17 protein-coding genes and 2 pseudogenes are annotated in these 16,804 nt (G+C 66.1%); 6 read left to right on the forward strand and 13 right to left on the reverse strand.

The window, feature by feature from the left end:
- Positions 1–134 precede the first annotated feature (134 nt).
- The 5 genes and pseudogenes from GXK59_RS09170 to GXK59_RS09195 form a co-directional block, all read right to left on the reverse strand.
- Entirely contained in the window at positions 135–1,610 is a 1,476-nt protein-coding gene (locus tag GXK59_RS09170) for a protein adenylyltransferase SelO (RefSeq protein ID WP_160666164.1), read from the reverse strand.
- Between the two features lie 9 nt (positions 1,611–1,619).
- A pseudogene (locus GXK59_RS09175) lies at positions 1,620–2,012 on the reverse strand (PLP-dependent aminotransferase family protein); the annotation flags it as partial.
- Between the two features lie 160 nt (positions 2,013–2,172).
- Positions 2,173–2,475 carry a hypothetical protein gene (locus tag GXK59_RS09185; RefSeq protein ID WP_160666166.1) on the reverse strand — a complete coding sequence of 101 codons (303 nt, stop codon included), beginning with the start codon at positions 2,473–2,475 and terminating at the stop codon, positions 2,173–2,175.
- 260 nt (positions 2,476–2,735) lie between these two features.
- Positions 2,736–3,116, reverse strand: a complete 381-nt coding sequence (locus GXK59_RS09190) for a VOC family protein (protein ID WP_160666168.1) — start codon at positions 3,114–3,116, stop codon at positions 2,736–2,738.
- A gap of 288 nt (positions 3,117–3,404) precedes the next feature.
- Complete coding sequence (locus GXK59_RS09195) at positions 3,405–4,685, reverse strand: MFS transporter (RefSeq protein WP_160669074.1); 1,281 nt, start codon at positions 4,683–4,685, stop codon at positions 3,405–3,407.
- A gap of 129 nt (positions 4,686–4,814) precedes the next feature.
- On the opposite strand from GXK59_RS09195, the gene GXK59_RS09200 reads away from it, so the two are divergent.
- Both GXK59_RS09200 and GXK59_RS09205 read left to right on the forward strand, forming a co-directional pair.
- A complete protein-coding gene (locus GXK59_RS09200; protein ID WP_237393840.1) occupies positions 4,815–5,930 on the forward strand; it encodes a serine hydrolase domain-containing protein in 1,116 nt (371 codons plus the stop codon).
- Between the two features lie 214 nt (positions 5,931–6,144).
- The gene (locus tag GXK59_RS09205) at positions 6,145–7,248 is read left to right on the forward strand and encodes a baeRF11 domain-containing protein (protein WP_160666170.1); all 1,104 of its coding nucleotides are present in this window, start codon (positions 6,145–6,147) and stop codon (positions 7,246–7,248) included.
- A gap of 66 nt (positions 7,249–7,314) precedes the next feature.
- On the opposite strand, the gene GXK59_RS09210 is transcribed toward GXK59_RS09205, so the two are convergent.
- Positions 7,315–8,253: a 5'-3' exonuclease gene (locus GXK59_RS09210; protein ID WP_202129201.1), complete on the reverse strand. Its 939-nt coding sequence runs from the start codon at positions 8,251–8,253 to the stop codon at positions 7,315–7,317.
- 106 nt (positions 8,254–8,359) lie between these two features.
- Between GXK59_RS09210 and GXK59_RS20670 the strand changes: the two are divergent.
- Positions 8,360–8,648 (forward strand): annotated as a pseudogene (locus GXK59_RS20670) (3-hydroxybutyryl-CoA dehydrogenase); the annotation flags it as partial.
- Between the two features lie 92 nt (positions 8,649–8,740).
- Here the strand turns inward: GXK59_RS20670 and map are convergent.
- Positions 8,741–9,505, reverse strand: a complete 765-nt coding sequence (map, locus tag GXK59_RS09220; RefSeq protein WP_160666174.1) for a type I methionyl aminopeptidase — start codon at positions 9,503–9,505, stop codon at positions 8,741–8,743.
- Between the two features lie 67 nt (positions 9,506–9,572).
- On the opposite strand from map, the gene GXK59_RS09225 reads away from it, so the two are divergent.
- The 3 genes from GXK59_RS09225 (at position 9,573) to GXK59_RS09235 (ending at position 13,082) form a co-directional block, all read left to right on the forward strand.
- Positions 9,573–9,875: a helix-turn-helix domain-containing protein gene (locus tag GXK59_RS09225; RefSeq protein ID WP_160666176.1), complete on the forward strand. Its 303-nt coding sequence runs from the start codon at positions 9,573–9,575 to the stop codon at positions 9,873–9,875.
- A 513-nt stretch (positions 9,876–10,388) separates the two neighbouring features.
- Entirely contained in the window at positions 10,389–11,555 is a 1,167-nt protein-coding gene (locus tag GXK59_RS09230; RefSeq protein WP_160666178.1) for a cytochrome P450, read from the forward strand.
- A gap of 120 nt (positions 11,556–11,675) precedes the next feature.
- Complete coding sequence (locus GXK59_RS09235) at positions 11,676–13,082, forward strand: MBL fold metallo-hydrolase (RefSeq protein WP_160666180.1); 1,407 nt, start codon at positions 11,676–11,678, stop codon at positions 13,080–13,082.
- 210 nt (positions 13,083–13,292) lie between these two features.
- Here the strand turns inward: GXK59_RS09235 and GXK59_RS09240 are convergent, their stop codons facing one another.
- The 6 genes from GXK59_RS09240 to GXK59_RS09265 form a co-directional block, all read right to left on the reverse strand.
- Complete coding sequence (locus GXK59_RS09240; protein WP_160666182.1) at positions 13,293–13,739, reverse strand: universal stress protein; 447 nt, start codon at positions 13,737–13,739, stop codon at positions 13,293–13,295.
- 157 nt (positions 13,740–13,896) lie between these two features.
- Positions 13,897–14,292, reverse strand: a complete 396-nt coding sequence (locus tag GXK59_RS09245) for a DUF7793 family protein (protein ID WP_160666184.1) — start codon at positions 14,290–14,292, stop codon at positions 13,897–13,899.
- A gap of 272 nt (positions 14,293–14,564) precedes the next feature.
- Positions 14,565–15,329 carry a sulfite exporter TauE/SafE family protein gene (locus GXK59_RS09250; protein ID WP_160666186.1) on the reverse strand — a complete coding sequence of 255 codons (765 nt, stop codon included), beginning with the start codon at positions 15,327–15,329 and terminating at the stop codon, positions 14,565–14,567.
- Entirely contained in the window at positions 15,326–15,934 is a 609-nt protein-coding gene (locus tag GXK59_RS09255) for a rhodanese-like domain-containing protein (RefSeq protein ID WP_160666188.1), read from the reverse strand. The genes GXK59_RS09250 and GXK59_RS09255 overlap by 4 nt, the downstream gene beginning before the upstream one ends.
- A gap of 158 nt (positions 15,935–16,092) precedes the next feature.
- Positions 16,093–16,395 (reverse strand): rhodanese-like domain-containing protein, encoded by a 303-nt coding sequence (locus GXK59_RS09260; protein ID WP_160666190.1) that lies wholly within the window; start codon positions 16,393–16,395, stop codon positions 16,093–16,095.
- 78 nt (positions 16,396–16,473) lie between these two features.
- Complete coding sequence (locus GXK59_RS09265; protein ID WP_160666192.1) at positions 16,474–16,803, reverse strand: metal-sensitive transcriptional regulator; 330 nt, start codon at positions 16,801–16,803, stop codon at positions 16,474–16,476.
- Position 16,804 lies beyond the last annotated feature (1 nt).

Here is a 16,804-nt window from a genome sequence, read left to right on the forward strand (position 1 = left end):
AAAGAGCGGTCCGGGACCACCCAGTCCCGGACCGCTCACCATTGCCCGCCCGAAAGCGAACACCTAGATACCAGCGGCCCCGACGTGGGGCGGGCCGGGTAAAAGGCTGGGGTTTCGTTGGCCTTGGCTCCCGCTTAGGTTCCGCAGTACGTCCGGTATGCACCGAAGTCCGCAGGCGCGGCGGCAGCGTAACGATCCAGGCCCGGGCGCTCGTCATACGGGTTGGTCACCGCGTCCAGCAGCCGCTTGAGCGGATCCAGCTCCCCTCCCGTGGCGGAAGTAAGCGCCTCCTCCACCAGGTGGTTGCGGGGGATATAGACGGGGTTGACCCGGTCCATCGCGTCGGCGTCGGGGCTCAGGGCGCTCCAACGTTCCGCCCACGCATCAAACGCTGCCGGGTCGGGGAGCAGGCTGCGCGCGGCTTCCCGGTGGCCGCGGGCGGCCGCGCCGAGGCCTCGGAAGAACGAGGTGTGGTCGGCAGGCCCCGCTTGGAGGAGACTCAGCAACCCGTCCACGAGGGGCGAGGAGGCGTCGTCGTCGACGTCGTGGTGCAGGCCGAGTTTGGCCCGCATGCCGGCCGACCAGGCGGCACTGTACTGCCTGCGGAATCCGGCGAGGGACTCCTGCGCAAGGGCGACCGCCTGCTCCTGCCCGTCGTGGAAGAGGGGCAGGAGTGACTCCGCGAGCCGCGTGAGATTCCACTCCGCCATGACCGGCTGGTTGCGGTAAGCGTAGCGTCCGGTCTCGTCGATCGAACTGTAGACCGCGGCCGGGTCAAACGCGTCCATAAAGGCGCAGGGCCCGTAGTCGATGGTTTCGCCCGAGATTGTCATGTTGTCGGTGTTCATGACCCCGTGCACAAAACCCAGAAGCATCCACTGGGCCACGAGCGACGCCTGGGCGGCTATCACCGCCTGGAACAGCGCGACATAGGGGTTCCCGGCCTCGGCGGCGCCGGGATGGTGGCGGGTGATCGCATGGTCGGCAAGCCGGCGCAGGAGGTTGATGTCGCCCGTGGCCCGGGCGTACTGGAAGCTGCCCACGCGCAAATGGCTGCTCGCGACCCGCGTGAGAACTGCTCCCGGCAACATGGTGTCGCGCAGAACCGGCCGCCCCGTCGCCACAACGGCGAGGGACCGGGTGGTGGGGATCCCCATCGCGTGCATCGCTTCACTCACGATGTACTCCCGCAGCATCGGACCAACAGCCGCCAGCCCGTCACCACCGCGGGCGAACGGGGTGCGCCCGGAGCCCTTGAGATGGACATCGCGGAGGTGGCCCCCGGCGTCGGTAATCTCACCGAGCAGGAGCGCGCGCCCGTCGCCGAGCCGGGGGGCCAGCCAGCCGAACTGGTGGCCGGTGTACGCCTGCGCCACAGGAGTGGCGCCATTGGGGACCAGGTTGCCGGTCAGCAGACGCAGCCCCTCGGGACCGCGCAGGTGCGTGGGGTCGAGGCCAAGCCCGGCGGCCAACGGCTCGTTGAGCACGAGAAGACGTGGGTCCGGAGCCGTCTCTGCCTGCCAGGGAATGGCCATTTCGCCCAACTCCCTGGCAAAGCGGGAGTCAAAGCGGCCGTCAAAGCTGACGGTTGATGGGGCTGTGGCAGTCATACTCCAAGATTACCCGCGGCACCGCAAGCGGCCGTTGAGTTCCAGAGACCTGCCAAGAATGCGCGCACCTTCGGGAAAGGCGCTTGGGTTGGGTCCCGCGTAGTTGGGCCGGATGAACGGTCCTGTTGGTTCGGCCGGGAACCACTCGGTGCCGGGCGCGATGATGACACCGGCGTTCCCGCAATCACGGGTGAGCTGTTCGGGGTCGGTCCCGTCGGGCAGGCGCGCCCAGAGGTTCAGTCCTCCGCGCGGGACGTGTGCGACATGGGCCTGCGGGGCATGCTCCCGCAGTCTGGTCACCAACAGGTCCCGGCGGGCTTGGAGTTGGTGGCGGAGGCCCCGGAGGTGCGTCTGCCAAGCGGGCTGCATCACGACGTCGAGGGCCGCCGCCTGCAGCACGCCGCCGTCGTGGCCGCAGCTATCGGGTACGCCGAAGGCGGCCTGCTGGCCCGCGAACTCGGCGCCTGGCAGCCGGCGAGAATCGGGCATGGACCACCGTCATCGGAGGCCTTGCCGTTATCCTCTGCGCCGGCCTTGCCGTCCGCACCCGGCGCAGCAGGGCTTAGTGGGCGGCAACCATCTCGACGGCCACCGTCTCAATGATCCTGGTCGATGGCTCACCGACCAGCGCCGGCGCCGTCACACCGGTTTTCCACGTGTCGTTCTGCAGTCGGCCCAGAAAGTCCACGGCAGCAGCCTGCGTATCGAAGTCCATCTCCAGCATCACGTAGTCCTCCTGGTCGAGCGGACGCGAGATCCGGTACGACCGCACCCCGGAAGCGGCGCGGTCGAGTGGGTCGCTGTCGAAAGCGCTCCTCCACATGCCGAAGTCCCGGACCTGGTGTTCGATCTGCAGGGTAATCATGGGTCGCTCCTGTCGACGGTTCCTGAAGCCCAACTCTAGGCCCGAAAGGCTGCCCAAGTAAGGTGCCTGGCACCAACGGTAATCCACGGTCCGATCATCCGGGTTCCCCGGTAGCCCGGCCGTCGCCGGCCCGGCGCTAGGGAAACGTTAAGACTTCACCCTGTTTGCCCCTGGCGCCGCTCCCGCAAGGTAGCGTGAAGTGCGCGCCGTCCCTGCAGAGTCCCCCAATGATGCAGGGGCGGCGCCTTTATGCGCCAGCGCTACTGGCCCTGGAAGAGATTGAGGATGTTGCCCTCACTGTCCAGGAACCACGCGGCCTTGCCTACCGGAGTCGACGCAATCCCGTTCTCAGTCTTCAGACCAGGAAAGTCGTACTCCTCGAACACAACGCCGCGGCCACGCAGGTCCTTGACCTCGGCCTCGATGTCGTCTGTTCCCCAGCCCATCTGGGTGTTTTTCGCTGTTCCGGCATTGTCGGTCTTGTAGAGCAGGAAGGCCGTGCCTTTGCCGCAGCGGTACATCAGGTTCTCCTCGTCCATGGCGTCCGCGGGCTCCAGTCCCAGCACGTCACGGTAGAAATTGCTCGCCCGGACGATGTCCTTGGCGGGGAGGACTGCGATGATTTCGAGATCCTTCAGCATGATTGTTTCTCCCTCTTGATCAGCGTCAATCAGATTCCTGGAAGCCACCCCAGCTGCCATCCACAGTGAAATAGACGTCCGCCGGCTCCCCGGCGCACCCGGCCCCGTCGTGCCAGCCCCGGGCCCCAATTCCAGGGGCATCAACGTGCTCAGCGCCAGCGATGGACATGACCTATCGGCTCCTCGAAGGTGCTGATGCGCACTATCGTAGGCTCGGGGCCGTGAGAGTCAATACCGCGCCGAATCCGCTGCTGCGCGGGGGATTTTAATGGCGGCCGGCGGGGACCCTCACAGCTGCGACGGCGGTGCCCCCGGGTTCGTCGTGCTGGTCGGGGCGTGGGCCTGATCCGCCCGGTTGCCCTGCCGGCGACTCGCCAGCAGGAAGGGCACCGCGATCAACTCGATGACGCCGCCAACTGCCAGCGACGCCGGGTAGCCGTACACATCGGCCGCCCGGCCGAGCAGCGGCTGCACCACCACCCCACCGCTGGATCCCATGAGCGAGTCGAAGCTAAGCACCGTTGCCCGTTGCTTCGAGGCGATCATGTCATTCAGGTAGGCCTGCCGCACCGGGGTGCCCGCCGACGAGACCAGGGCCCAGAGTGCCAGGAGGACCAGGGCCACCCAGAACACGTGGGTGAACCCCAGCACGACCAGAATCAACGCGCCCACAATGCTGCTCAGAATCAGCACCGTGGTACGGCGGCGAACCAGGCCCCGGAGGCGTGGCGCTATCCAGCCGCCCAGCACCTGTGCCCCTGCCACGATGGCCGCGGCCAGGCCCGCCACGGAGTACGCGTGCGGGTCGCCGAACAGCTCCAGCAGGTACGGCTGGAGGGCGTAGAAAACATAGATCCCGACGCCGGCGCTGAACGGTGCGGCCAGCATCACGTAGCGTACGGGCGGGTTTTTCAGTCCATTCTCGATCGAGGCAGTAAGCACGGCGCGGGTCGCCTCAAGAGGATGGGCCGAACGTTCGGGCGTGAAGCCGACGTCGCGCATGAGCCAAAAGGCAACTCCAAACATCACCAACAGCACACCCACCCGCAGCAGAAACGGCGCGCCAAGGTTGGTGGCCTGCGCGATGACACCGCCGGCCACCGAGCCGATCAGCATCGCAGCGCCCGAGACCATCAGTCCCCTGCCCAGCACCGTCTCGAGCCCGCCGTCATAGCCCGAGAAGCGCAACGCGTCGACGAGCCAGGCCTCAACAGCCCCGGAGAAAAAAGTGAAGCCCAGGCCGAGCAGCACCGACACTGCGGCCCACAACCAGAACGGGGCGGAAAGCTGCCAGAGCAGGTAATACAGGTAGGTCGATGTGGCCAGCGTCGCAGTGCCGAGCAGGAACGACACGCGCCGCCCCCAGCCGTCGGCAACCACTCCGGTGGGCACCTCGAACAGCACCATCCCGGCGGTGAAGAAGGCGTTCGCGGCAAAAGCCTCAAGGTTGCTGAGTCCGGCGTCAAGCAGGAAGAGGGTGTTGATCCCCCAGATGAACGAGGCCGCAAGGGTATTGCCCAGCGTCAACGTGAGGTAGATGCGCTGGATCTTGCGGGCGGCGGCGTTCATCGGATTGCCGTCCCCGTCGGGGCGGGGGTCTGGCACGAGCCCATTCTCGTCTCCTTCAGAGGCGCGCGCCAGAGTGCGGGATGGCGGTTCGGGGTGCGGGGCCGCTCAACCTGACTCGGGCACCTCACGGTGAACGATGAACTGATCCCCCGCTTCGATGCCCGCCGTATCCTCCGACGGAACCCCGTGGCGGAGGCCGCCGGCTCTGGAGAGAAGACCTGGAAAGGCGTAGATTTGCGCCGGGATTCATTCGACGTGGAAGGCAATCTGATGGCTTCCGGCAGGCTCGACCGGGACGAAGTCCCACGGGATGGGGGCGACATCGAAAGCATCGCGGCGGGCAGGCCGCCCCGTGGCATGACCATGGCCGTCGCCGCGATGATGAGCGGGCGCGGCGTTCCGGGCGTCTCCGTGACCGTCGTGAATCGCGATCGGGTGCTCCTCGCCGCCGGTTACGGACTCGCCGACTGTGCAGAAAGCACGCCGGCAACCGCCTCGACGTCGTATCTCTGGTTCTCCATGACCAAGATCGTGACCGCGACGGCTGCGTTCCGGCTCGTGGACGATGGTCGCCTCGATTTGAATGCCCCGGTGGGCGAGTACGTCCCTTACTTGCGCTCTTCCAGGACGATGCCGAGCGTGGGCCAGTTGCTGAACCACACTGCCGGTTGGGGTAACCCGTTGCCCATTCGCTGGGTGCATGCGGCCAACGCGGATCCTCCGGATCCCGAGGCTTTGCTCCGCCATTTGATGGGCGGGCGCCGCGTATACCGCTACCATGCCGGGCAGAGCGCCCGCTATTCCAACGTCGGCTATCTGGCCGCCGGACAGGTCATTGCCGCTGCGGCCGGAATGGCCTTCGAGTCCTACATCCACCAGTCCATCCTGCAACCTCTGGGCATGGAACACACCGGGTTCCGCTATCAGGAGGGCGCCGACAAGGCGACCGGATACCTCAAGGCGCCCCGGATCATGGACCCCCTGCTGCGGGGTATGTTCCCCGCCGGGATCGCCGGAAACCGTCGCGGGGCGTACTTGTCTCTGAACCACTTCTACGTGGACGGGCCCGCCTACGGCGGCCTGGTGGGCGACGTCTGGGACGCGGGCAGATTCCTCCGCAAGCACCTTCGCGACGGCGAGATCGACGGAACCCGGGTCAGTGGGTGGAGCATTTCGGCGCCGGGGCCGGCTTCTGGAACGTCTCGCGCCTCTACCCCGACCGCGGTCTGGGCATCGTCGTCATGAGCAACAGCACCAGCATGTACGACTTCGAACCGCTCTTCGCCCTCCTGGCATCTGCGTCGTGGTCGTGACCCTTGCGACCGACTGTTGACACCAACATCCCACGACCGGATGCTGGGCTGATCCGGCACTGCGTACCCTCGGCGGGCAGCCAGCAGTGGCAGGCATTTGCCCCTCATCATGCGATCAACCGCAGGGATAACACAAAGGAGTACCCATGCACATTGATATGCCGACCCGATACGACTTGGAACGTCTGGCGGCTGCGCGCGATCCACACAGCGTCACAGTGTATCTGCCGACGAGCACTGTCCCCGCTGATTCGGAGGAGAACCAGACCCGAGCGCGCTCTCTGTTCGGTTCCGCCCTGGAACTGCTCCGCGCCGGGGAAAACAAAGACTCGCTCACCGCCATAGAGTCGTTCCTCCACGAGCTCCTGGAAACCCCGGAGTTCTGGTTTGACATGGGGCGGAGCCTGGCCATCTTCGCGACACCGACGTCGGTGTTGGAGTTCCGTTTGCCGAACGATCTCGAAAACCATGTCAGCGTGTCTGACCGGTTCGCCATCACCCCGCTTCTGCGCGCCGTAACGTTCCCCAACGCGGCGCTCGTGCTCGCAATTTCCCAGGACGGGGCGCGCCTCATCGAGGTCTCGGCTGACCGGCCGGCCCAAGAAATCACCGTACCCGGCATGCCAGTTGATGCCGCGAGTGCCGTCGGGCTCGACTCCATCGGCGGCCGTTCCCACTTCGGGCGGCTGCAAGGAGAAGAGGGGCGCAAGGTCCGGCTGGCCCAGTACGCCCGGTCCGTCGATCACGTGCTTCGTCCAATTTTGAACGGGCAGTCGTTGCCGCTGGTTATTGCAGCGACGGAGCCGCTTCGAAGCATCTACCGCAATCTCACAGGGTATGCACACCTCGCTGCCGAGGCCATCGAGGGAAACCCCGACGAACTGACTTCGGCCCAGCTGGCGGAAGCAGCGCGCGGTGTGCTCGACCGGATCTACGCGTCCGAACTCGTCGCACTGCAGGCGACATTTGAAGAGCGCCGCGCCAGCGGTCGTGCCTCGACGGACCTCAGCGATCTGGCACGGGCGGCCGCCTTCGGCGCGATCGCCACGCTCGCCGTCGACATGGATGCACACGTCAGCGGTTCCGTCGGAGACGACGGCGCGCTCACCTTTGATGCGGACGCTGGCCACGACGCGGTCGAGGAAATCGCCCGGCGGGCGCTCGGCACGGGTGCCCGGGTACTCGCGGTGCGACGGTCCGATCTGCCGGAGAATGTGCAGGCCGCCGGAATTCTCCGCTACGCCATCTGACTCCACCCGCGTCCTTCCGCCGTCGGCATCGACTACCGTGCCTCCGGGCCCGATCGGTGTCTCCACTCATTGACGCCGGTCGAAGGCCTCGAGGAGCCTCTTGACCGAGCCGCCGAGGTTCCACTCATTCCCGAGACGCTCGAGTTCGGCGCGGGAGTCGCCGACGACGGGACGCAGCTGCGCGCCCGCCTCCTCGAGTGTCGGCAGTTGGAGATCCCGCACGATCTTCACGACGGCGGGCGCTACCTTGAGGTAGTCCCCGGCCGCGGCAAGCTTCGATCGCACGGATGCGGACACCCCGCTTCCGGCCTCTGCCGCCGCCGAAAGCAACGCGTCGAGCGTGCCGTACTCTCCGAGCAGGGCCGCTGCGGTCTTCTCGCCGATGCCGGCGACGCCCGGCAGCCCGTCGGAGGTGTCGCCGCGGAGGGTTGCGTAGTCGGCATACTGCTCCGGCAGCACGCGGTACTTGCCGACGACGACCACGTCGGTGAGGACTTCGAGGTTCTTCATGCCCCGCGCGGTGTAGATCACCCGCACCTGGCGGGCGTCGTCGACCACCTGGAAGAGATCGCGGTCCCCCGTCACCACATCCACGGGAAGCTCCGCATGGCTGGCGTAGGTGCCCACGACGTCGTCCGCCTCATGTTCGGCCGCCCCGACGACCGCGATGCCCGCGAGCTCAAGGACGCGGCGGATCATCGGGATCTGCGCCTCGAGCGCGTCCGGCACGACTTCCACATCGGGTGCACCCGCGACCACCTCGGCGACCCGATGCGCCTTGTAGCTTGGGATGAGGTCGACCCGCCACTGCGGACGCCAATCATCATCCCAGCACGCCACGAGATGCGTCGCGTCGTAGTCGGTCGTGAGCCGGGCGATCATGTCGAGCAGGCCGCGGACGGCGTTCACCGGCGTGCCGTCGGCGCGGCGGATTGTGTCGGGAACGCCGTAGAAGGCACGGAAGTACAGTGACGCGGTGTCAATCAACATCAGGCGGTGGGGCATACCTGATCCTGACACGGCCGGGCCCCCTTGAGTATCCGCCAGCCCGGCAAACGACGTCAACGGCACCCTCACGGGCGCCGCTATCAGTTCCTCGCAGCGCCCGTGACGTTTTCGAGGACGACGGCGAGGCAACCCGGTCCCGGCATCAACGCTTGGAAGTGGCCCTTGGCCCTGAGTCCGCCCTGGTCTCGCCGCCGCCGCCAACTGGGTGCGGGGGCTGGGCAAGACACCATCGTGGTCCATGACGCCCCAAGCTTCGCGAGTTCGCGGCTGGGCGTTGCACTGGCGCTGGAGGCCACGCGCATGCATCCGGACCGCTGCGGATCCTCCGCGACATGGTGGCGCGCGGCGAACCCGGGGGCAAGTCCGGCAAAGGGTTCTACGACTACTCCTAAACTGTTACGGTCCAGCCCGGCGAATGGCGGCCAGCGACTTCGCTGGCCGCCATTGTGTCCAGGCGAGTAGTCGTGGCGACAGCCTCCTGGGGTCAGATCGTGAGGATTACCGGTCCGTCTTCCGTGATGGCTACGGTGTGCTCACTGTGCGCGGTGCGGGCCCCTGTTGCACTTCGGAGTGTCCATCCGTCCGGGTCGGTGACGAGGTCGACCGTATCCGCCATGACCCACGGTTCGATGGCCAGCAGCAGGCCAGGGCGGAGTCGGTACCCGCGGCCGGGCCGGCCCGTGTTGGGGATGTGGGGATCTTGATGCATCGTCGACCCGACGCCGTGCCCACCGAACTCGGTGTTGATGGCGTAGCCGGCAGCTGCAATGACGGATCCGATTGCGTTGGAGATGTCCCCGATACGCGCTCCGGGGGTGGCGGCCGCGATTCCGGCTTCGAGTGCCCGCTGGGTCGTCTCGATCATCATGGAGTCCAGAGGGTTGGTTGATACTCCGACGATAAAGCTGACGGCGGCATCGGTGACGATCCCATGAAGGGACGCAGCCAGGTCAAAGGTGAGGAGATCGCCATTCCTGAGGACATAGTCGTAAGGCATTCCGTGGAGCACGGCGTCGTTGACTGATGTGCAGATAAAGTGACCGAAGGGCCCGCGGCCGAAAGAGGGCGCGTAATCGACATAGCACGAGTGAGCGCCAGCTTCGGCGATCATCTCCCCTGCCCACTGGTTGATCTCAAGGAGGTTTGTGCCGACCTCGACCCGCTCCCGCAAACTCTGCAGAACTGTGGCGATGAACCGTCCGCTCACCTTCCCCCGCTGAAGTTCAACCGGGCTGAATATTTCGGTCACTGGATCGTCCTCTCACATTTTCCAATAACTATACCGGTAATGCTATACCGGTACTATTGTTGGAATCATGGTCAGACTCCCACTTACTCCCGCCGAAGTCGAACGAGGACAACGTTTGGGCGCACTACTGCGTCAAGCGAGGACGGATCGCTCCATGTTCGAGGTGGCGGTGGCCGCAGACATCTCCCCGGAGACACTACGGAAGATCGAAACAGGCCGTGTGGCCACTCCCGCGTTCTCCACGATCGCGGCGATCGCCACGGTGCTCGGTCTTTCACTCGACGATGTTTGGTCCTCAATCAACAAGCCGACGCCAGCGTCCGGGCGCGAACACGTCTCGGACCAGCGCCCTGACCGTCTGGCGTCTTAAGACACGATGGGAGCTGGCCCTGGAAAAGTACGGCCCCCACGCAGAACGGCGGCTGCCGCTTCCCCAGGGTGTGGCAACCGCCGTCAACAGCGTCTTAGCTCTGGCCACTCCGCCGGAGTGAGTACCTTCAGGTCGAAGCCTTCGGAGCCCGCCTCGCGGACTTCTCCTTCAGCTCTGCGGTGGGCGGTGAGCCAAGTTCGCTTCGAAGAGGTCCTTGGCGGGCACTCCATGCTCCGCGGCAAGATTGAGCATCCGTGCGGTGGCCGCCAGGTTGTAGGTGGCCAAAATGTTGTTGGGGGATTTTAACCAGGGTGGGGACGATCGAGCTCACGTGCCACGCTGCTCCCCTCCTTCGCACGACAGCCCCCACACAGCACGGACTGACTTCCGGCCCTTGCCACTGTCCAGCGGCACGGGCTGTCGGATAAAATCAGGGTCCTAAGGTCAATCGACCCGAGGCCCCGGCGGTTCGGTCAGGCCGATAGATCGCCGGGCTGAGCAGAGAGGCCAGCCATGGACTTCGCCCCCGCCACTGAGAACCCGCTGGATCCCTTCCCCCATTACGAGAGAATGCGGGAAGCCGCACCCGTCTTTCACGACGAGCAATCGGAGAGTTGGCATGCCTTCCGGTACGACGATGTGCAGCGGGTGCTGTCCGAACATGCCAGGTTTTCCTCGCGGATGCATGGCGACGACCAGTCCGGGACAGGTCACCTGTTCGCGTCGAGCCTGATCACCACCGACCCTCCGCGGCACAGGCAACTACGGTCCCTGGTGACGCAGGCGTTCACACCGAAAGCCGTGGACGCGCTTGCCCCCCGCATCTCACAGCTCACGGAAGAACTTCTGAAGGGGATCGCTTCCCTTGGAACAGCAGACCTGATCCAGGCATTGGCGTACCCACTGCCGGTCATCGTCATCTCGGAGCTTATGGGCGTGCCCGCCGAGGACCGTGACCGCTTCAAGCTGTGGTCCGACGTCATTGTCAGCCAAACGCGGACCAGTGCACCGAACGAGGACCACCACGCCACCAACCAGGAGATGACCGAATACTTCCTGAACCTGATCGAACAGCGCCGGAGCCGGCCCGGTAACGACTTGATCAGCAACCTGCTCTCCGCCGAGATCGACGGGCAGCAGCTGAGCGTGCCCGAACTGCTGGGTTTCTGCAGTCTGCTGCTCGTCGCCGGCAACGAAACAACCACCAATCTGATAGGCAATGCGGTTCTTTGCTTTACCGAAGTGCCCGGCACCATCGAACGGCTGCAGAAGGAGCCGTCACTGCTCCCCCAGGCCATAGAGGAAGTACTCCGCTTTCGGTCCCCCGTCCAGTCCATGTACCGGATTTCTGTTGCCGAAACCACCCTGGGCGACGTTCACATTCCGGCCGGCGCCCCGCTCGTGGCTTGGATCGGCTCCGCGAACCGCGATGAGCGGCAATTCCCGCGGCCTGCCCAGTTCGACATCGACCGGGACCAGATCCGGCATCTGGCGTTCGGCCACGGCATTCACTTCTGCCTCGGCGCCCCGCTGGCAAGACTTGAAGCACGGATCGCACTGGAGGCCATCCTGTCAGGGCTGCCAGGACTGACCGTCGCCCCGGGATCGCGCCTTGAGCGGATGGACAGCACCATCGTCTATGGACTGAAGACCCTCCCGGCCAACTGGCACGCAGCCTGAACGCACCGCTGCCGCCCCACACGGTCGGCTTGCAACATACCCCCAGGGGTATTACCGTTGTTGGTAAAGAAACGGAGAATCCCTCCCGGGACTCCCCCACCACCCAACGAAGGAGAGCACATGCTTCTGGAACGCATTTACGATGAGGACCTCGCCCAGGCCAGTTACTTCATTGGTTGCCAGGCCAAGGGCGAGGCGCTGGTCGTTGACCCGCGCCGTGACATCGCGGTGTACCAGTCACTGGCTGCCAAGAACGGCATGAAAATCGTTGCCGTGACCGAGACCCACATCCACGCGGATTTCCTCTCGGGCACCCGGGAGCTGGCGGCCGCGACCGCTGCCACCGCTTATGTTTCCGGTGAGGGTGGAGCGGACTGGCAGTACGGTTTCGAGGCTGAACGCCTCCATGACAATGATGTGATCACTCTGGGCAACATCACGGTGAAGGCGCTGCATACGCCCGGCCACACCCCGGAGCACCTGTCGTTCCTGGTCACCGATGGTGCGTTCGCCGACACCCCCGGGTACCTGCTCTCGGGTGACTTTGTCTTCTCCGGCGACCTGGGCCGGCCGGACCTGCTCGATGAGGCCGCCGGCGGCATCGACACCCGGTTCGCCGGGGCCAAGGATCTCTTCGTGAGCCTGCGGGAGAAGTTCCTGACCCTGCCGGACCACGTCCAGGTCCACCCGGGCCACGGCGCCGGCAGTGCGTGCGGGAAGGCCCTGGGCGCGATCGCGTCCTCCACGGTCGGCTACGAGCGGCTCTACTCCTGGTGGGGCCCCTACCTGGCGGCCAACGACGAGCAGGGCTTCATCGATGAACTCCTCGATGGCCAGCCCGACGCGCACGCGTACTTCGGCCGGATGAAGCGCGAAAACCGGCAGGGCCCGGCCGTCATGGGCGAACGCGCCCCGCTGGCCGAACTCGACCTCGCCGCCGTCGCGAAGGACCTCGCCGCGGACACGGTGACGTTCATCGACACCCGCGCCAACGACCAGGTCCACGAAGGCACCGTCACCGGCTCCCTCAACGTCCCGGCCGGCAAATCCGTCGCCAGCTTCGGCGCCTGGGTGGTGAACCCGGAAACCGACAAGAACCCGCTCGTGCTCCTGGCCCCGGACCAGTCCGCCGCGCACCAAATGTGGGACCACCTGGTCCGCGTCGGCATCGACAACGTCGCCGGCTACGTCACCGGCTTCGCGGGCCTGCCGGCCAGCACCCCGAAACTCATCGCGCCCGAGGACCTCGAAGGCTTCGACGCCGCCATGGTCCTGGACGTCCGGAACCGCACCGAGCACGCCGCCGGACACATCCCGGGCTCCCACCAGCTCAGCGGCGGCCGCGTGATGTGGCACCTGGACGAGCTCCCGGCCGAGGGCACCATCGTGTCCTACTGCCAGAGCGGCGTCCGGAACTCCGTTGCGGCCAGCGCGCTGCGCCGCGCCGGCTACGACGTCGTCGAACTCGACGGCAGCTACGCCGCCTGGGCAACCCGGCAACCCCTGGCATCCATTGCCAGCAACTGATCCAGGCACCATCTGAAGTGATTGAATGACCGTGAGGGCGGCGGACCGGCAAACGGTCCGCCGCCCTTACTGTGCCAGCCAGCCGACCTTAGCTGTTGGCCCGCCACCCGGGAGGCCGGTATGTTTCAGGGGAACCGCGTTGGGGCTGATGGTTTCCAACAGTCGGGTTGCCTGCGCGGATGTGAGCCCTTGAGGCTCGGGCACCGGCGCTCAGCCTTGGATTGTATCCGCGCCGCTGCGGACGACCAGCACCGGGCAATGGGCATGGTGCACCGCATGGCTGGATACCGAGCCCAGCAGCATTCCGGCGAAGCCGCCATGGCCACGCGATCCGACCACCAGGAGATCCGCCCCCGCAGCAGCTTTCAGAAGCACTTCGGCGGGATGGCCCTCCCTCACTTCACCGGTGACCGGAACCCTGGCTGCGGATGACCGCTGCAAAGCGTCAGCGTGCACACTCCGGGCATTGTCTCCGAATGATTCATGGTCCTCAGCCCTGCCGGCGGCGTCACCTATGACGGGGTAGTGCCAGGCTGTGACAACGTAAACCTCCCCTGACCGCAGCCGCGCTTCTTCAAGGGCCCAGTCAAGAGCCGCCAGCGAAGAGTCCGACCCGTCGACGCCGACAACAATCCGAAATACCATTCCTGCCGCCATTGTGCCTCCCGCTATGGAAACCGCGTCTTCGCGGCACTATGTCGTCCGGCAACGCCAACAATCCTCCCGATACGCAGGGGAATCAAGAGGCTCTTCCTGCCGGAGGCGGACGTGGTGACGACGCCTCGCACCCCTGCCTCATCAGAGAGCGGAGACGCTATGCCTGGCGCAGCCCACGGCCCCGTGACGAGGCGAGACTAACCAGCCATTCAGTTGCCTCCGCGCGCGAGGTGAAGTAGGCGTGCGGACAGAAGCCGTGCCGTCCCAGGGCGGCCGCCACAACCTTGTCGACGACGGTGGATCCCACCATAGCCACAGCCGAGACGGCCCTGGCGCGTTCAAAGGCGCCCCTCGCCGCGGCACTCATGGTCACATCAGAGATTTCGACCAGGAGAGGCAACGCCCGGCCGGCGCTCAGGCCCTGCATCTTCTCGATGGACTTCATGGCGTCGTCAAGGTCGACCTGTGAACCTGGCCTCCAGAACAGGTGAAGAAACCCTGCCCCGCTGACACCGAGCCGCCCTTTCCCGCCTGCAATCAGGATTTCTTCCACGACATCCCCCTAGGCACGACACGCTACCCTTTCGAAGGCTTTAGCCGCCCCGGCACGCCGGACTGGCTGCAGCCAGCACGTTAATTTGGTGATCCGCGGGGTCCCGGCCTCCCGGCGTTGCCGAGGGCCCGAGCAGGAGAAGTCGGCCGGCAAGTGTTTCTTGGCGAAGCTGTTCGGATGGTAGGTCGACTCGCCCGGCACGGGCGTTGAGGAACAGGAAAGCGCCGGAGGACATGTCCTCCGGCGCTTTCTTCTTTCCCTTGCAGGCACGCTCAGGAGAGGAGCGCCTGGGCTGCGACGTAGGCGGCGATCACCAGGACCAGGATGCCAAAGCCGCGCTTGAGTGCCTTGTCCGGGATCCTGCTGCCGATCCGCCCGGCCGCGAGCGAGGCGACCATCGCCGTTCCGGCGAAGGCTGCCGTGACGGCCCAGTCGATCTGCAGGTCACCCAGGTGGGCGGCGAAGCCGGCGGCCGAATTGATCACGATGATCACCAGGGAGGTCCCCACTGTCACCGCCATCGGAAGCCCGAGAACCAGGGTGAGCGCCGGGACGATCAGGAAGCCGCCGCCGACACCGAGCAGGCCGGTCAGGAACCCGACGACGGCGCCGGTCGCGATTGCCTTGGGGAGGCAGCTGCGCCAGTTGACCCCGCCTCCGGGCAGCGCGCAGGAGCCGCCCGCGGAGGTGGAGGGCATCAGCATCCGGATGCCGGCGAAGACCATGATCGCGGCGAAAGCCAGGAGCAGGATCTTCGGGTCCAGGAGCCGGTTGACCATCGCGCCGAGGTACGCGGTGGCGGTGCCTGCAGCGCCGATGATCAGCGCCAGTCTCCAGTTCACCCCGGTCCGCAGCCGGGGCAGCACCGCGACGGCGGAGGAGGCGCCGACGACGACCAGCGACGTCGGGATGGCCGCGGCAAGCGGCAGCCCTACGCCATAGACCAGGGCGGGCACGGCGAGAATTGACCCGCCGCCTCCGACCAGGCCCAGCAAGCCGCCGACGATCAGCCCGAACGCCGCCGCGGAGAGGATCATGCCCGGGCGTCCAGGTTCTGCAGGGCCTGGTGCGCGGTGGGCTCGTTCGTGGAGCGGTTCCACGGCATCTTGGAGAGCATCTGGCCCATGGCACAGCTGTTGGTCGCGGCGGAGAACGTCAGCCCGGCGCCAATGCCGCCGGCAACCAGTCCCAGCTTCGGTGAGACAAATTTCGACGCGACGATACTGGCGAGGACCAGGGAGCCCGCGGTCATCCGGACCTGGCGTTCCAGGGCCCAGGTGCCACGGCCGCGGACCACGTTGCCGCCGGCGGCCGCGTAGGCGGGGACTCCCCCGGACAGGACGCTGGCGCTGGCCAGGCCGACGGAGTCCAGGTGTTTGCGGGCCTGCTCGGCCCGGTTGCCGGACTGGCAGACCAGGACCACGCGGGTGCCCATTTTGGCCGCGAACTCTTCAGTGTGTTCACTGAGCATCGGCAGCGGGACATGATACGAGCCCTTGATGTGCAGGGAATCGAACTCGGCACCACCGCGCACGTCGATGATCATCAGATCATCGTGGTTGTCTTCCCAGGCTTTCAGGGTCGACGCATCGATGGACTGGGGGGCGGAATCATGGGCGTTGGTCGTCTTCAGGGAAGTCATAGTCTCTTTCGGTATATCTTGGAGCATTTCTCGTGGCGGATCCGCGTTTGCGCGAAGCTGCCGCCCACCGCCCGGTTCCCCGTGTCACGGACACGGCCCGGGCAGGTGGAAGCCCGGGCGGCAGTTGGGGGGGCATGCCGCCCGGGCAGTCTAGTGGGTCAGCTGACGGGGAAGCCCGCAGCTGACCAGTCGAGCATGCCGCCGGGCACGGTGTAGGCGGTGAAACCTGCGGCCGTGAGCTGGTCCGCGGCTGCTGCACTGCGGCGTCCGCTGCGGCACACGGCGATGACGGGCCGGGACTTGTCCAGGTCGTTGAAGCGGCCGGACAGGTCGCCAAGGGCAATGTGCCTGGCGCCGGGGATCATGCCTTCGGCGACTTCAGCCGATTCGCGGACATCCACAATCTGGGCGTCGCTGCCGCTCTTGAGCTGTTCGGCGAGCTGCTGGGGGGTGATTTCCATGTGCTGGACCTTTCGGTGGACGGGGCTGTTGAGCTGCAAAAAGGGGTCTTCGGGTTTCTCAGGAACGGGGGGCCCGTTCTAGGTCAGGCGCAGGAAAAGTGCGCGGATTTCCGCCAACGTGAGGTTCCTGCCCGCATCCTCAGGCCGAACCGTACCTGTGGCGGGGAGGTCCGCAGGCTCTGCGAGGCAGTCGCGCATCGCCGTCGAGATCAGTTCGAATCCGGCTTTGTCCAGGGCTCCGCGGACCGCGGTCAGCTGGGTGACGACATTCCGGCAGTCAGAGCCGGACTCGACGGCGGCAATCAGGGCAGTGAGCTGCCCCTGGGCGCGCTTTAGACGGTTCACCGTGCGGCGGATGCCGGGATCCGGGCCGGGTTGGAGCTGCGGGAAGCTGGCGGTGGAGGACATG

Origin of the sequence: Pseudarthrobacter sp. ATCC 49987 (assembly GCF_009928425.1) — a bacterium.
In the GTDB taxonomy this organism is placed as follows: domain Bacteria; phylum Actinomycetota; class Actinomycetes; order Actinomycetales; family Micrococcaceae; genus Arthrobacter.

Bases quoted from the DNA above. Each gene is read 5' to 3' on its own strand.
- GXK59_RS09170 (WP_160666164.1), bottom strand. From the start codon at position 1,610: ATGACTGCCACAGCCCCATCAACCGTCAGCTTTGACGGCCGCTTTGAC.
- GXK59_RS09185 (WP_160666166.1), bottom strand. From the start codon at position 2,475: ATGATTACCCTGCAGATCGAACACCAGGTCCGGGACTTCGGCATGTGG.
- GXK59_RS09190 (WP_160666168.1), bottom strand. From the start codon at position 3,116: ATGCTGAAGGATCTCGAAATCATCGCAGTCCTCCCCGCCAAGGACATC.
- GXK59_RS09195 (WP_160669074.1), bottom strand. From the start codon at position 4,685: ATGAACGCCGCCGCCCGCAAGATCCAGCGCATCTACCTCACGTTGACG.
- GXK59_RS09205 (WP_160666170.1), top strand. From the start codon at position 6,145: ATGCACATTGATATGCCGACCCGATACGACTTGGAACGTCTGGCGGCT.
- GXK59_RS09210 (WP_202129201.1), bottom strand. From the start codon at position 8,253: ATGCCCCACCGCCTGATGTTGATTGACACCGCGTCACTGTACTTCCGT.
- GXK59_RS09225 (WP_160666176.1), top strand. From the start codon at position 9,573: ATGGTCAGACTCCCACTTACTCCCGCCGAAGTCGAACGAGGACAACGT.
- GXK59_RS09230 (WP_160666178.1), top strand. From the start codon at position 10,389: ATGGACTTCGCCCCCGCCACTGAGAACCCGCTGGATCCCTTCCCCCAT.
- GXK59_RS09235 (WP_160666180.1), top strand. From the start codon at position 11,676: ATGCTTCTGGAACGCATTTACGATGAGGACCTCGCCCAGGCCAGTTAC.
- GXK59_RS09240 (WP_160666182.1), bottom strand. From the start codon at position 13,739: ATGGCGGCAGGAATGGTATTTCGGATTGTTGTCGGCGTCGACGGGTCG.
- GXK59_RS09250 (WP_160666186.1), bottom strand. From the start codon at position 15,329: ATGATCCTCTCCGCGGCGGCGTTCGGGCTGATCGTCGGCGGCTTGCTG.
- GXK59_RS09255 (WP_160666188.1), bottom strand. From the start codon at position 15,934: ATGACTTCCCTGAAGACGACCAACGCCCATGATTCCGCCCCCCAGTCC.
- GXK59_RS09260 (WP_160666190.1), bottom strand. From the start codon at position 16,395: ATGGAAATCACCCCCCAGCAGCTCGCCGAACAGCTCAAGAGCGGCAGC.
- GXK59_RS09265 (WP_160666192.1), bottom strand. From the start codon at position 16,803: ATGTCCTCCACCGCCAGCTTCCCGCAGCTCCAACCCGGCCCGGATCCC.